Source organism: Limnobaculum eriocheiris, assembly GCF_021010575.1.
In the GTDB taxonomy this organism is placed as follows: domain Bacteria; phylum Pseudomonadota; class Gammaproteobacteria; order Enterobacterales; family Enterobacteriaceae; genus Limnobaculum; species Limnobaculum eriocheiris.
Genome location: NZ_JAJNAG010000024.1, coordinates 1 through 14,203, shown reverse-complemented (window position 1 = coordinate 14,203; position 14,203 = coordinate 1). Strand labels below are relative to the sequence as shown.

The 14,203-nt window shown below is 44.8% G+C and carries 16 protein-coding genes; 10 read left to right on the top strand and 6 right to left on the bottom strand.

The features are described 5' to 3' along the window. The first annotated feature begins 21 nt into the window (after positions 1-21). From rsxA to gstA, 9 genes are all read left to right on the top strand, one after another. On the top strand, positions 22-603 hold the full coding sequence (gene rsxA, locus LPW36_RS11160; protein WP_130591367.1) for an electron transport complex subunit RsxA: 582 nt from the start codon (positions 22-24) through the stop codon (positions 601-603). After that, complete coding sequence (rsxB, locus tag LPW36_RS11155; protein ID WP_230609734.1) at positions 603-1,181, top strand: electron transport complex subunit RsxB; 579 nt, start codon at positions 603-605, stop codon at positions 1,179-1,181. The genes rsxA and rsxB overlap by 1 nt, the downstream gene beginning before the upstream one ends. After that, a complete protein-coding gene (gene rsxC, locus LPW36_RS11150) occupies positions 1,174-3,333 on the top strand; it encodes an electron transport complex subunit RsxC (protein ID WP_230609733.1) in 2,160 nt (719 codons plus the stop codon). Before rsxB ends, rsxC begins: the two co-directional genes overlap by 8 nt. Further along, on the top strand, positions 3,334-4,383 hold the full coding sequence (gene rsxD / locus LPW36_RS11145) for an electron transport complex subunit RsxD (protein WP_230609732.1): 1,050 nt from the start codon (positions 3,334-3,336) through the stop codon (positions 4,381-4,383). A gap of 9 nt (positions 4,384-4,392) precedes the next feature. Continuing rightward, positions 4,393-5,019, top strand: a complete 627-nt coding sequence (rsxG, locus tag LPW36_RS11140) for an electron transport complex subunit RsxG (protein WP_230609731.1) — start codon at positions 4,393-4,395, stop codon at positions 5,017-5,019. Continuing rightward, positions 5,020-5,715 carry an electron transport complex subunit E gene (locus tag LPW36_RS11135; protein ID WP_230609730.1) on the top strand — a complete coding sequence of 232 codons (696 nt, stop codon included), beginning with the start codon at positions 5,020-5,022 and terminating at the stop codon, positions 5,713-5,715. A gap of 19 nt (positions 5,716-5,734) precedes the next feature. Then, positions 5,735-6,367 carry an endonuclease III gene (gene nth / locus LPW36_RS11130; RefSeq protein ID WP_230609729.1) on the top strand — a complete coding sequence of 211 codons (633 nt, stop codon included), beginning with the start codon at positions 5,735-5,737 and terminating at the stop codon, positions 6,365-6,367. A 122-nt stretch (positions 6,368-6,489) separates the two neighbouring features. Then, on the top strand, positions 6,490-7,923 hold the full coding sequence (locus LPW36_RS11125; RefSeq protein WP_230609728.1) for an oligopeptide:H+ symporter: 1,434 nt from the start codon (positions 6,490-6,492) through the stop codon (positions 7,921-7,923). Between the two features lie 164 nt (positions 7,924-8,087). Beyond that, positions 8,088-8,693 (top strand): glutathione transferase GstA, encoded by a 606-nt coding sequence (gstA, locus tag LPW36_RS11120; protein ID WP_230609727.1) that lies wholly within the window; start codon positions 8,088-8,090, stop codon positions 8,691-8,693. A gap of 85 nt (positions 8,694-8,778) precedes the next feature. Here gstA and pdxY read toward each other — a convergent pair whose 3' ends face one another. The 6 genes from pdxY to slyA all read right to left on the bottom strand — a co-directional run bounded on the left by pdxY (position 8,779) and on the right by slyA (position 14,018). After that, positions 8,779-9,639 (bottom strand): pyridoxal kinase PdxY, encoded by an 861-nt coding sequence (gene pdxY / locus LPW36_RS11115; RefSeq protein ID WP_230609726.1) that lies wholly within the window; start codon positions 9,637-9,639, stop codon positions 8,779-8,781. 128 nt (positions 9,640-9,767) lie between these two features. Continuing rightward, positions 9,768-11,039 carry a tyrosine--tRNA ligase gene (gene tyrS, locus LPW36_RS11110; RefSeq protein WP_230609725.1) on the bottom strand — a complete coding sequence of 424 codons (1,272 nt, stop codon included), beginning with the start codon at positions 11,037-11,039 and terminating at the stop codon, positions 9,768-9,770. Positions 11,040-11,144: 105 nt separating this feature from the next. Further along, positions 11,145-11,798, bottom strand: coding sequence for a pyridoxamine 5'-phosphate oxidase (pdxH, locus tag LPW36_RS11105; RefSeq protein ID WP_230609724.1), 654 nt, complete (start codon positions 11,796-11,798; stop codon positions 11,145-11,147). A 98-nt stretch (positions 11,799-11,896) separates the two neighbouring features. Then, the gene (locus LPW36_RS11100) at positions 11,897-12,208 is read right to left on the bottom strand and encodes an MliC family protein (protein ID WP_230609723.1); all 312 of its coding nucleotides are present in this window, start codon (positions 12,206-12,208) and stop codon (positions 11,897-11,899) included. A 60-nt stretch (positions 12,209-12,268) separates the two neighbouring features. Beyond that, the gene (gene anmK / locus LPW36_RS11095; RefSeq protein ID WP_230609722.1) at positions 12,269-13,372 is read right to left on the bottom strand and encodes an anhydro-N-acetylmuramic acid kinase; all 1,104 of its coding nucleotides are present in this window, start codon (positions 13,370-13,372) and stop codon (positions 12,269-12,271) included. A gap of 202 nt (positions 13,373-13,574) precedes the next feature. Then, a complete protein-coding gene (slyA, locus tag LPW36_RS11090) occupies positions 13,575-14,018 on the bottom strand; it encodes a transcriptional regulator SlyA (protein ID WP_230609721.1) in 444 nt (147 codons plus the stop codon). Positions 14,019-14,131: 113 nt separating this feature from the next. On the opposite strand from slyA, the gene LPW36_RS11085 reads away from it, so the two are divergent. Then, the coding region (locus LPW36_RS11085) for an IS1 family transposase (RefSeq protein WP_338085959.1) at positions 14,132-14,203 on the top strand (72 nt) is incomplete at its 3' end.

Sequence of the window (14,203 nt, the reverse complement as noted above, 5' to 3'; positions counted from 1 at the left end):
TCTTCTTTTTTAGGCAGTTTAATGAGCGATTATTTGCTACTTTTTGTTGGCACCGTTTTTGTTAATAACTTCGTGCTGGTTAAGTTTTTAGGTTTATGCCCTTTTATGGGGGTATCGAAAAAGCTGGAAACCGCGATCGGAATGGGATTAGCAACAACATTTGTGCTAACGCTTGCCTCCATCTGTGCATGGTTGGTTGAAAATTATATTTTAGAACCGTTAGGGCTCTCTTATTTACGTACCCTGGCGTTCATTTTTGTTATTGCCGTTGTGGTTCAGTTCACAGAGTTAGTCGTGCGTAAAACCAGCCCGGTACTTTACCGCCTGTTGGGTATATTTTTACCCCTGATCACCACTAACTGTGCGGTACTGGGTGTCGCATTACTAAACGTTAATCAATCACATAATTTTATGCAGTCCACTGTATATGGTTTTAGTGCTGCGGTTGGTTTTTCATTTGTTATGGTTCTTTTTGCTGCTATTCGAGAACGTCTGGCCTCTGCTGATGTACCCGCACCCTTTAAAGGTTCATCCATCGCGTTGATTACAGCCGGACTAATGTCACTGGCATTTATGGGCTTCACCGGGTTGGTAAGATTTTAATGTTTTCTTTATGGTCCAGCATTATTGCACTGACGTTACTGGCGTTGGTGTGCGGTGCTATTTTGGGTTTTGCTGCCCGCCGTTTTCAGGTGGATGCCGACCCTATCGTTGATAAGGTTGAGGCGCTACTGCCCCAAAGTCAGTGTGGTCAATGCGGCTATCCGGGCTGTCGCCCCTATGCTGAAGCCGTAGCAAATAATGGTGAAATGATTAATAAATGCGCCCCCGGTGGTGAAGCCGTAATGCTAAAACTGGCGGATACGCTGGGCATCGAACCTCAGCCGCTTGATCAGGCTACCATGGAGAGTAATCCGGTACGCAAAGTGGCATTTATTGATGAGAATAACTGTATTGGCTGCACCAAATGTATTCAGGCGTGTCCTGTTGATGCCATTGTAGGTTCAACCAGAGCGATGCATACCGTCATCGCGGATCTTTGTACCGGATGCGACCTCTGCGTTGCCCCTTGTCCTACAGACTGTATTGAAATGCGTCCAGTGGAACAGACGACTTCAACCTGGAAATGGGACCTGCAAGCCATCCCTGTTAAAGTGATAGAGATTGATTCGCATGTTTGATCTATTTGCTAAGTTCAGAAAAACCAAAATCTGGGATTTCGACGGCGGCATTCATCCTCCTGAGATGAAGGATCAAACTCGCCTTATTCCTATCCGGCGTCCTGCATTGCCCAATTACTTACAGATTCCTTTACAACAGCACCTTGGTCCTGAGGGAGAACTGCTGGTAAAAGAAGGCGATTATGTATTAAAAGGCCAAAAGCTAACCACGGGTAAAAATCGCGCTTTACCAGTGCATGCTTCCACATCCGGAACAGTCACTGATATAGGTTATTACCCCAGTACTCATCCATCAGCAATTCCTGAACGCTGTATTCGCCTGAAACCGGATGGTCTTGAACAATGGACTGAGCTACAAATACTGGATGATTACCGGTCATATACGCCAGAGCAGTTAATTACCCATATTCATCGCTCAGGTATTGCCGGTTTAGGTGGTGCAGTGTTCCCTACCGCCAGCAAAATTAATGGGGCATTAAGCCGGATAAATACCCTTATCATTAACGGTGCCGAATGCGAACCTTATATTACTGCTGACGACCGACTAATGCAGGAATATGCCGATGAGCTGATTACCGGCTGTGAAATTCTTCGCCATATACTGAGACCTGAAAACATTCTGATTGGTATTGAAGATAATAAACCTGAAGCAATTCAGCAGTTACAGCAAGCGTTACAACGTAATGGAAGCGCTGATATCTCCCTGCGCGTTATTCCTACTAAATACCCTTCAGGTGGAGCCAAACAACTTACAAAAATCCTTACCGGTCTTGAAGTGCCTCACGGTGGACGTTCATCAGATATCGGTGTATTAATGCAAAACGTGGGTACGGTATATGCAATCAAACGTGCGGTGATTAATGGTGAACCGCTGATTGAGCGTATTGTGACTCTGACAGGAGAAGCGCTTAAGGATAAAGGAAACTTCAGGGTGCTGTTGGGTACACCGGTGTCTGAGCTTCTGAAACAATTGCAATATCAGGCCCAAACTAAACCGATGGTGATTATGGGTGGCCCGTTAATGGGTTTTGCTTTACCGGATATTCAGGTACCGGTAACCAAAATGAGCAACTGTATTATCGCGCCCTCTAATGATGAAATTGAACCACCACAGCAAGAACAGGCCTGCATTCGTTGTACCCAGTGTGTTGATGCCTGTCCGGCGGGGCTGTTGCCTCAGCAACTTTACTGGTTCAGTCGAGGCAAAGAACATGAAAAGGCACGTAACTACAATCTGTTCGATTGTATTGAGTGTGGTGCCTGTGCTTATGTTTGCCCCAGCAATATTCCTTTGGTGCAATATTATCGTCAGGAAAAAGCGGAAATTCGCGAACAGGATCAGTTAGCGGAACTCGCCCGAACGGCAAAAATTCGTTTTGAAGCCCGGCAGGCTCGTCTGGAAAAAGAAAAGCTCGCGCGCCAGCAGCGTCATCAGCAGGCTGAAACTCGTTTGGATAATAAAGATAATCATATTATTCAGGCTGCTTTGGAGCGCGTGAGCCAACAGAAATCTACGGATAATACAAATACGGCTGTCCCCACGATTAAATCCGTTGATGGTAAATTATTACCGGATAACAGCGCAGTTATTGCGCTCAGACAAGCGAGAAAAGCACAGCGCCAGGCCGATCAAGCCGTTGAACAACCGGAAATCCCGGTTAACAACCGTGTTGATGCTGAACAGGATTCGCGGAAAGCCGCTCTGGCAGCGGCGATTATCCGCGCTAAAGCGAAGAAAGAACAAAATCAGCAGCAAAATAAGCCAAAACCTGCTGAACAAAAGGTTTCTGATACCGACGATCGTAAAACGGCCGTTGCCGAGGCTATTGCCCGGGTGAAGGCCCGTAAAGCTCAACAACAAAATGATTCACAAACGCCAACCGCACCAGTATCCGAACAAGAAACGGCAACGTCAGACCCTCGTAAAGCTGCCGTTGCTGAAGCTATTGCCCGTGCTAAAGCACGTAAAGCGCAGCAACAGTCACAGCAACCGCAATCAACTTTGTCTGAACAACAGCATGAAACCATTGAGGCACAACCCGTGACGGAAACAGATGAACGTAAAGCCGCTGTTGCGGAGGCGATCGCCCGAGTGAAGGCCCGTAAAGCTCAACAGGCCACACTTCAGTTAACCACCACAGGTGAAGAATAGATGTCATTTCGTATAACTAGCTCACCATTTTCACACAGCCAACAATCGACACAACGATTAATGCTGCTAGTGGTGCTTGCCTGTATACCGGGAATTGCTGCTCAATGGTATTTCTTTGGCTACGGTAATTTAATTCAAATCGTGCTGGCCACAGTGGTTGCATTATGCGCCGAAGCCGCCGTATTGAAGTTACGCCATCAGCCCATCGCTCCTCGCTTAAGCGATAATTCTGCGCTGTTAACCGCCATATTATTAGGCATCAGCATTCCACCCTTGGCTCCCTGGTGGATCATTGTTATCGGAACTTTTGCCGCCATTGTAATCGCAAAACAGTTGTATGGGGGTCTGGGGCAAAATCCCTTTAATCCGGCAATGGTTGGTTATGTTATTTTGCTTATCTCCTTCCCGGTACAAATGAGCAGTTGGTTACCCCCTGCGCCACTTCAGGCAACCCATATTGGTCTGATGGATACCCTGAGTGTTATCTTTAGCGGGCACAGTTCTCAGGGGGATGACGTTTTCAAATTAATGCTGGGTATTGATGGTGTCAGTCAGGCTACGCCATTGGATACGTTAAAAACCGGGCTACGCAGTGGTCATAGCATTACTGAAGTATTAAGTCAGCCAATGTATAACAGCCTGGGTGGTATTGGCTGGCAATGGGTGAATGTTGGATTCCTGGCTGGCGGGCTGTTCCTGCTTGGGAAAAAAGTGATCCAATGGCATCTTCCCGTCAGTTTTCTGCTGACATTAACCATTATCGCCACGATGGGTTGGTTGCTGGACCCATCACATAACGCTGCGCCCTGGTTTCACCTGCTTTCTGGTGCCAGCATGCTATGTGCCTTCTTTATTATTACCGATCCGGTTACTGCTTCCACAACGGTAAAAGGCCGGTTAATTTTTGGTGTGTTGGTTGGTGTACTGGTTTGGCTAATTCGTAGCTATGGTGGTTATCCTGATGCGGTCGCTTTTGCCATTTTGCTGGCAAATATTACCGTACCCTTAATTGACCACTATACTCAACCCCGTGCTTATGGACATCGCTAAGGAGCCCCAATGCTGAGTACCATGAGACGACACGGTCTGACATTAGCGCTGTATGCTGCATTAGCAACAGGTATTACTTCAGGTGTTTATCTGCTGACGAAATCCACCATCGCAAAACAGGCGATTCAACAGCAAAAAGCGCTGTTTGATCAAGTAATTTCACCGACTGTTTATGATAATACCTTACAAAATGAATGTTACGTTGTCACGGATAAATCTTTAGGTTCTGACAACCCTCATCGCTTGTTTATCGCCCGTAAGGGTTATATACCTGTAGCGGCTGTAATAGAAACAACGGCGCCAGATGGTTACTCTGGCGCCATTCAATTGATGGTTGCCGCTGATTTTAACGGCAATGTATTAGGTGTTCGAACGCTTGAGCACCATGAAACGCCTGGATTGGGCGATAAAATAGAGCTGCGTATCTCCGACTGGATAACCCGCTTTGCCGGAAAACAGGTAAATGGTGAGCAGGACAAGCAATGGTTGGTACGTAAAGATGGCGGTATGTTTGATCAATTTACCGGCGCTACCATTACGCCCAGAGCAGTGGTAAAAGCGGTAAAACAGACGACGCTCTTTATACAGCAACATCACCAGCAATTTGAATCATTACCCCACTGTGAGGCAGAGTAAATGAGCGAAATAAAAACGCTGCTTAATCAGGGTTTGTGGAAAAACAACTCTGCGTTGGTTCAATTATTAGGCCTTTGCCCGCTGTTGGCGGTCTCCTCTACCGCAACCAATGCCCTTGGTCTTGGCCTTGCAACCACGCTGGTTCTGATTTGTACTAACGTAGCAGTATCCGCTTTGCGTCGCTGGGTCCCACAAGAGATCCGTATTCCTATTTATGTCATGATCATTGCCTGTGTGGTTACCGTAGTTCAATTATTAATTAATGCCTACGCCTATGGCTTATACCAATCATTAGGCATTTTTATTCCATTGATCACCACCAACTGCATTGTTATTGGCCGCGCAGAAGCCTATGCCGCACAAAATCCGGTGCCACTATCCGCATTGGATGGTTTTACTATGGGCTTTGGTGCAACCATCGTGCTATTTATTTTGGGTGGTATGCGCGAAATTTTGGGAAATGGTACCCTGTTTGACGGAGCCGATTCTTTGCTGGGTTCCTGGGCTAAGGTGCTGCGTATTGAGGTCCTGCATCTGGATAATACTTTCCTGCTGGCAATGTTACCCCCGGGCGCTTTTTTGGGTCTTGGTTTCCTGCTGGCGTTGAAATATGTTATTGATGAGAAAGTTAAAGCCTATAAGCAAAAATCCACAGAGGTAAAAATCGCTACTCTGTCAGGTGAAAACATTAAATAATCTAGTAAGGATACCCGGTTTGAATCAGGCAAAACGCATAGAAATCTTAACCCGGCTGCGTGATAACAATCCAACGCCGACCACAGAACTGGCGTTCTCCAGTCCATTTGAGCTATTAATCTCAGTGCTACTTTCAGCGCAGGCAACGGATGTTAGCGTCAATAAAGCAACGGCCAAACTCTATCCAATCGCAAATACTCCTGAAGCCATTCTGGCATTAGGGGTTGATGGCGTTAAAGAGTATATTAAGACTATCGGGCTGTTTAACAGTAAAGCTGAGAATGTGATTAAGACCTGTCGTATCTTAATTGAAAAACATAACAGTCAGGTGCCGGAAGATCGTGCAGCGCTTGAAGCATTGCCCGGTGTGGGCCGTAAAACCGCCAATGTGGTATTAAATACTGCCTTTGGTTGGCCAACGATTGCCGTTGATACCCATATTTTCCGCGTATGTAATCGTACCCGTTTTGCTCCCGGCAAGACCGTTGAGCTGGTAGAGGAAAAGTTACTTAAAGTCGTTCCTGCCGAATTCAAAGTAGATTGTCATCACTGGTTAATTTTGCATGGTCGCTATACTTGTATTGCCCGTAAGCCGCGCTGTGGTTCCTGCTTAATTGAAGATCTGTGCGAGTTTAAAGAAAAGACAGAATAACAGATTACAAATAATGATAATCAGGTAGTTACATCTTGGGTTTTCAACTACTTTAACTAAACTTAATGCCATAATTAATCAATATCGCCGCTCGTTAGACGACTTTAAAGCCAGAGGTGATCGTGCCTATAGCAAATCAGAACCTTTTTAACCAGTCTCGCTCTTTCTATCTGGTATCAATATTAGAGTTATGGCAACGTTTTAGTTATTACGGCTTACAATGTATTCTTCCTCTCTATTTTGTCTGGCAGCTTGAACTGACGCTGGCAGATGCCTTCAGGCTATTTTCTACCTATGTTGCTCTGGCTTTTGGTTTTATTTCCGTTGGTCGCTGGTTAGGCGAACAGATCCTCGGCATTAAACGCACACTGCTTTTAGGTTCATTATTGATGATGGCCGGTTATGTTCTGTTGGTGCTTTCTACGCACAAAAATGGGTTAATTTATTTTGGTCTGGCAACCATTTCAGTAGGTAATGGGCTGTTTAAAACTAATCCTGTTGCCCTGTTATCGGATATTTATAATCGTACCCGCTTTACGTTGTATCATACGTTGGCCTGTCTCGGTTCAATTACCGCCATCATTCTAACCCCCTGGGTTGCTCATCATTATGACTGGAATATTGCATTCTCTCTGGGCGTATTTGGCATGTTTCTGGTCATTATTCATTTAATTTTTGGTAAACACTACCTGAATCAGTATGGGACTCTGACCGACCAACAGCCCGTTTCCCTGAAGGTGGGTTTGCTGGTATCAGCGATCATTACCGCTGCCATTGTTTTTAGCTCATTTTTGCTACACCATCAAACTGCTGCACCCTGGATTTTAGTCGTACTGTTTATTGCTAATATTCTGTTTTATTGGCAAAAACTTATTAATCTTAAATCCGCGATGCGTCGGAAAATGATGATTGTTTTTATTCTGTTATTGATGGTGTTTGTCTTTTTTACACTCTATCTCCAGATCCCTACCTCACTTAACTTTTTTGCTATTCATCATGTCTCCCATCAGGTAATGGGTATTTCATTTCTTCCTGAACAGTTTCAGGCGCTAAACCCTATCTGGATCGTCATTACCGCCCCCATGCTCGCCGCCTTATACAATCGATTAGGTAATTATCTCCCTATTCCCCATAAGTTAGCGATTGGTATGGTGCTTTGTTCCAGTTCATTTCTGGTTTTACCCTGGGGAGCCACTTTTTCTGACAGTTCCGGTTTTATTTCTGCTCACTGGTTAATTTTGAGTTATGCCTTACACAGCATTGGTCATCCGTCTATCTCCGCATTGGGCCTTATTATCGTTAATCGTATGGTGCCTGCGGAATTGAAAAATTTTACAACTTCTATGTGTTTTTTTACCTTTGCCGCCGCGGCATTGACGGCAGGAAAAGTGGCAACTCAAACCATTGCCCCGTTATACGCTAACTCGCCTTACATTTCTCTGGCTTTATACAGCGAATGGTTTATGAAGATTGGCATTGTTACTGCCGTTATTGCAGTTTTGATGGTCATCTCAGCACCACTCATACACCGAGTGATGCAAAGCAATCAGCCCTGATTTATTGATAATCTTCCCGCCAGAACCACACATTATCGGTTTTTCTGCTGATATTTAGTTACCATTTAACAACATATATCAAACATCTTTCAGGCAAGATACAATACGACACCTTAATGTTTCATACCGTTAATCTCATACCTTTAACTGCACGGAGAGTTTTAATGAAATTATATTATAAGCCAGGTGCCTGCTCGTTATCCCCTCATATCATTCTGAATGAAAGCGGTCTTAACTACTCAGTAGAAAAAGTGGATTTAGCCACTAAGAAAACTGAGCATGGTGCAGATTTTCTGGCAGTTAATCCAAAAGGACAAGTACCTACACTGGAACTGAATGACGGTAGTATTCTGACCGAAGGCGTAGCGATTGTTCAGTATCTGGCTCATAAAGTTCCAAGTAAGCATCTGATGCCAGGCGCCGGAACACTGGAATACTATCATGCGATTGAATGGCTGAATTTTGTTTCAACTGAATTGCATAAAGGCTTTAGCCCGCTGTTCAATCCACAAACCCCTGATGAATATAAAACAATTGCTAAAGATAAATTACTTAAGCAGTTTACCTATGTTAATAGCGTGCTGGAAAAGCAAGACTATGTTTTAGGTTCTTCATTTAGCGTAGCTGATGCCTATCTGTTTACCGTGACCCGTTGGGCTGCTGCGGTAAAACTGGATCTGAGCGCATTAAAATCGCTGACTGCCTATATGGCGCGAATTGCCGCCAGACCAGCAACAGCGGCTGCCCTTAAAGCTGAAGGGTTACATTGATACTATTTTTCAGATTAAGATAGAAAAACGGGCCAAAAGGCCCGTTTTTTTACTTGTAAACATTACGATACATATCGATGTAATATTAAAGTTTAATCGCTTTAAAATGATGCTCTGGATTAACCATTTTATCCTGTGCGGCCACCAACTGCAGTTCATACTCTCCTCTGCGTTGAGTTTCCAGCATCACTTCATAAACGGCCGCGGTGACATGTTCCAATGCGTCCGGCAGCGATTTTTCCAGAAGTAAATTGACCAGCAACAGGCCACTGGTGATATCACCAACGCCAACCGGCTGGCGAGGCCCAAAATCGACCAGCGGACGACTGATATGCCATGCGTCATCGGGTGTTACCAGCGCCATTTCAAAGACGTCTGCCCGATAACCAGCACGACTTAAGTGTTTAACCAAAATCAGCTCAGGACCCTGTTTACACAATCCACGCGCCGCGCTGACCACTTCATCAACTGAAGTTATGGTCTTACCGCTTAATATTTCCAATTCCAGCAGGTTTGGCGCCATCATATCGCTAACCGGTAAGGCTTCCTGACAGAAAAACTCTGAAACGCCAGGCGCAACAATGCAGCCTTTTTCCGGATGCCCCATAACAGGATCGCAAAAATATCGCGCTTTAGGGTTGGCCGCTTTAACGGATGCCACCGCATCTAAAATGCTCTTTCCCTGCTCTGGTGAGCCAATGTAACCGCTCAGAACCACATCACAACGTACCAGTTGGTTAATTTCACTAATACCGCGAACAATATCCGTTAAGTGGCTGGCGGGCATGACGCACCCTTCCCATTGACGGTACTGAGTATGATTGGAGAACTGTACCGTATTTAGCGGCCATACATTCACACCCATTCTGCGCATAGGAAATTCAGCCGCGCTATTCCCTGCGTGGCCATATACCACATGAGATTGAATGGATAAGATGTTTTTCATGATGGCATGTCCTTACTACAAGAAAGGTATTGGTAATATTGTGTCAGATATTTGCGCGTGAATGCTACGCTCAAGGTAAAAAATTCGGCCGCTTAGCGGCCGAATTTATGGAACAAATTATTTCCAGCTTATTTCCAAATCAGCAAGCAATAATGCTTTTTACCGCGACGCAATAACGTATAGCGATTAAACAGGCGATCGCCATCAGTAAAAACGTATTCCGGGCTGGACTGTTTTTCACCGTTGATCGTTACTGCATTTGAACTAATCATGGTTCTGGCCTGACCGCGAGATGGCACCAGTTCCGCACTTACCAATGCTTGCTGTAAATCAGCGCCATTTTCCAGTTCAACCGCTGGCATACCGTCCTGAGCCAGTTGAGCAAAATCTTCTTCGGTAATATCTGCCAGCTCACCAGAGAACAGGCTTTGGGTGATGCGCTTCGCTGCATTTAACCCTTTATCCCCATGCACTAAATGAGTCACTTTCTCTGCCAGAACATATTGCGCGCGAGGGGCAACGCCGCTGTTTTTATCTTCTGCTTCCAGAGCATCAATCTCTTCAATACTCATAAAGGTGAAGAACCTCAGGAAGCGATAAACATCCGCATCCGCCGTATTGATCCAGAACTGATAGAACTTATAAGGGCTGGTTTTCTTCGGATCGAGCCAAATTGCGCCACCTTCCGTTTTACCAAACTTGGTACCATCAGACTTGGTGATTAGCGGTACGGTAAAACCATAGGTTTGTTTCTGATGCAGGCGACGGGTTAAGTCGATACCCGATGTAATGTTACCCCACTGATCGGAACCACCAATTTGCAGCTCAACGCCATGCTCTTTATTCAGACAGGCAAAATCATAAGCCTGTAGCAAGTTATAAGAGAACTCAGTGAAAGAGATACCGCTGTCATCACGGTTCAGACGCTGTTTTACCGCTTCTTTATTGATCATGGCGTTAACGGAAAAGTGCTTACCAATATCACGCAGAAAAGTCAGCACTTTCATGCCGCCAAACCAATCATAGTTGTTGGCCATCTTGGCACTGTTGCTACCACAATCAAAATCCAGGAACGGTGAAACCTGCTGGCGAATTTTATCAACCCAATCCGCCACCGTATCCTCAGTATTCAATTTACGTTCAGCGGCCTTAAAGCTAGGATCACCAATCAGACCGGTTGCACCACCGACTAACGCAATTGGCTGATGCCCGGCCAACTGAAAACGTTTTAAACACAATAACGGAACCAAATGGCCCAAATGCAAGCTGTCAGCGGTAGGATCGAAGCCACAATACAGTGCGATAGGCCCTTGAGCCAGTCGTTCTGCCAGTGCCTCTTCATCCGTCACCTGGGCTACCAGCCCCCGCTCCTGCAATTGTTTAATCAGGTTGTTCGCCATCGATACATAACTCCGTTGTTATAAGCTGCGATATTTATTACCGCTGAATTAATTAGTTTTAATGAACTGGGTAGCATAAACGCCGATTAGCCCAATGACCAGTATTTAAGGGGCCAGTCGATCAATATTCCAGTGATTTTCTGTGCGCTGATAAATAAATCTATCATGCAATCGGTTTACACCACCTTGCCAGAACTCCATTTCTTCAATACTGACGCGGAATCCCCCCCAAAAACTGGGTAATGGAACTTCCCCCTGAAGAAATTTCTGTTTTAACTCCAGAAATTTACTTTCCAACACACCACGGGTCGAAATTCGGGATGATTGCTGGGATACCCAGGCAGCAATTTGACTGTCTTTAGGGCGGGAGTGGAAGTACTTTAGCACTTCCATAGGTGAAAGCCGCTCTGCCTTACCGGACACCATGACCTGTCGGTCAAAAAAATGCCAAGGAAACAACAGATTAACCTGATTATTTTGCGCAATTTGTTGTGCTTTGCGACTGCCTAAATTGGTATAAAAGACAAAACCTTTTTCATCATAGTGTTTTAGTAACACAATGCGTTGAGAAGGACGCCCCTGGGCATCGACGGTAGCAACACACATCGCGGTAGGATCGGGGATTTGAGCTTCACAGGTCTGTTTTAACCATAGTTCAAACAAAACCAGCGGATCTTCAGGTAAATCTTTGCGGCGCAAACCACCCTGAGTGTATTCACGCCGTAAATCAGCAATATCATTGCCTAATTGAGTTGGCATAATCAGAAAACCTATTGGTATCTTATTTTGCCTTATCTTGCACTCACTGATGCCGGATTTCAAACCCTGTGGAAAAGAAAACCGGCAAAAAGAATCGATTACTGAACCAGTTTACAGTCGTTGATAATGATATCGTCACCTTTCATTACCATTGCCGTATCACCTTTAGACCAGAATGAATACTTGCTATTACTGTATTTTGCACCTGACGCTGACACTACCTGATGAAGTAGTTGAGGTTCTCCGGCAATAATCACATTAACCTGCTGTTTTTCATTATTCAATATTACCGACAACGACTGCCCTTCACATTGATAATTAAGGGCGGTTCCATCAACGCGCTGCTCAGTTGTCACCGTACAACCAGCCAGTCCCATAACGAATAAACCTGCCAAAAACTTTTTCATCATGTCTCCCATAGTCAATAAATAAGATAAAACGCAATATGAATCATCATTTCTAAGTTTAGACTACGGCGTGTAGATAGCGCCTAATACGGTTGCTCTGGATGCACCGGTAACTGCAGGTAAATTTCCCGGGAGTCCGGATAATGTACGGGCAGCTAACCATGCAAAAGCAATGGCTTCCATATCATCACCGCTAATACCGTAGTTATCCGTCGTATCAACCAGGGTATCAGGAAGTGCCTGTGCCATGCGCATCATTAAATATGGATTACGTGCACCGCCACCGCAAACCAGTAACCGATCACAACCACCAGAAGCTTTTACCTGATCGATAATGGTTTGTACGGTTAATTCGGCCAGCGTCATTTGCACATCCTGAGGCTTAATATCGGGGAAGGTGGTTAAGTGACGTTGTAACCACTTGATGTTAAAATACTCTCTCCCGGTACTTTTAGGAGCCGGTAACGCGAAATAGGCATCTGACATCATCTGTTGTAATAGAGGCTCATGAAGCTGTCCCTGATGCGCCCATTGGGCATCTTTATCATAAGGTAACCCTTGCTGCTGCTGAATCCAGGCATCCATCAACATATTTCCGGGCCCTGAATCAAAACCGGTAACATCACTTCCCGGAATCAACAATGACAAATTAGCAATACCGCCAATATTTAAGATAATTCGCCGTTCATCTTCCACCATCAAGAGAGCCTGATGAAAAGCGGGTACCAGTGGCGCGCCCTGCCCGCCAAACGCCATATCTTTACGGCGAAAATCGCCAACGGTAATAATGCCAGTACTGGCAGCAATACGGTTGTTATCACCAAGCTGCATGGTAAAAGGATAAGCGCCATCCGGCTGATGCCAGACCGTTTGCCCATGACATCCAATAGCAGTGATGGTTTTTGCTTCAATATGATGGGCGTTCAGTAAACCCTGAATAGCCTCAGCAAACAGCATTCCTAAACGAAGATCTAACTGGCCAATTTGAGATAGCGTCGTTTTTTGTCCCTGACATACCGACAAAACTTCGGCTTTAAGATCCGCAGGCATGGGATGTGAATAACTGGCGGTTTGTATAACACTGGCGTTATCAATTTTAACTAATGCCACATCCACACCATCCAGACTGGTGCCTGACATAACACCAATATAATTGCCTGCTTTCATGTTCGATACCTTCTCAGTAATAGTGATGAGTAAATCAAAATGACCAGAAAGGGTATTAGAACAAAAAAATCAACAATTACCAGAGATTAATCGAGGAAAAATGCGGGATATACCTTGATATGGAGGTAAGGTGCACACCCCCTGACGGGGGTGCTTAACCATTAGATGACGCTAAGGTATTTAGCCTTATGATAGCCGGAAATTATTTTCCAGATAAATCAGCAATATTTTGCTCAAACTTCCTGATTAGATTGACAAATGTTGCTAACTCTTCGTCCTTGACACCACGCAGGATACTTTCTCTTACACCATCAACAACATCTCTCACCTGGCTCAAAATGGGTTTAGCATCCTCAGTCAGATTAATTTGTTTCGCCCGACGATCGCATGGGCAAGGATCTCTTCTGACATATCCCATCCCTTCTAATTGATCTAACGTGCGAACTAATGATGGTTGTTCTATTCCAATTGCTTTAGCTAACTGTATTTGCGATTGATTTGGAGGTAAGCCATTTAAATAATAAAGCGTAATCCAATGCGTTTGAGTCAACCCTATTGGTTTAAGCTGGAGATCGATAATGCTCCGCCAGTTGCGTACTAAACGTGCAATATCTGCACCTAATGTATATTCAGTTTTTGAATTCATATGTTATATCCGATAGCAGTAAAATGAATGATATTATTACAAAGCTAATTATGACTTTTTTCGGTCGTGACGCATATTTAGTGTTGTGGTATTCTTCGCCCTTTGGATGATTGATGGCAAAGATTGATGTAGTTTGTCCCCGCTGTTCTGAAACGAGTGATGTGATCCGAAACGGTCATTCCACC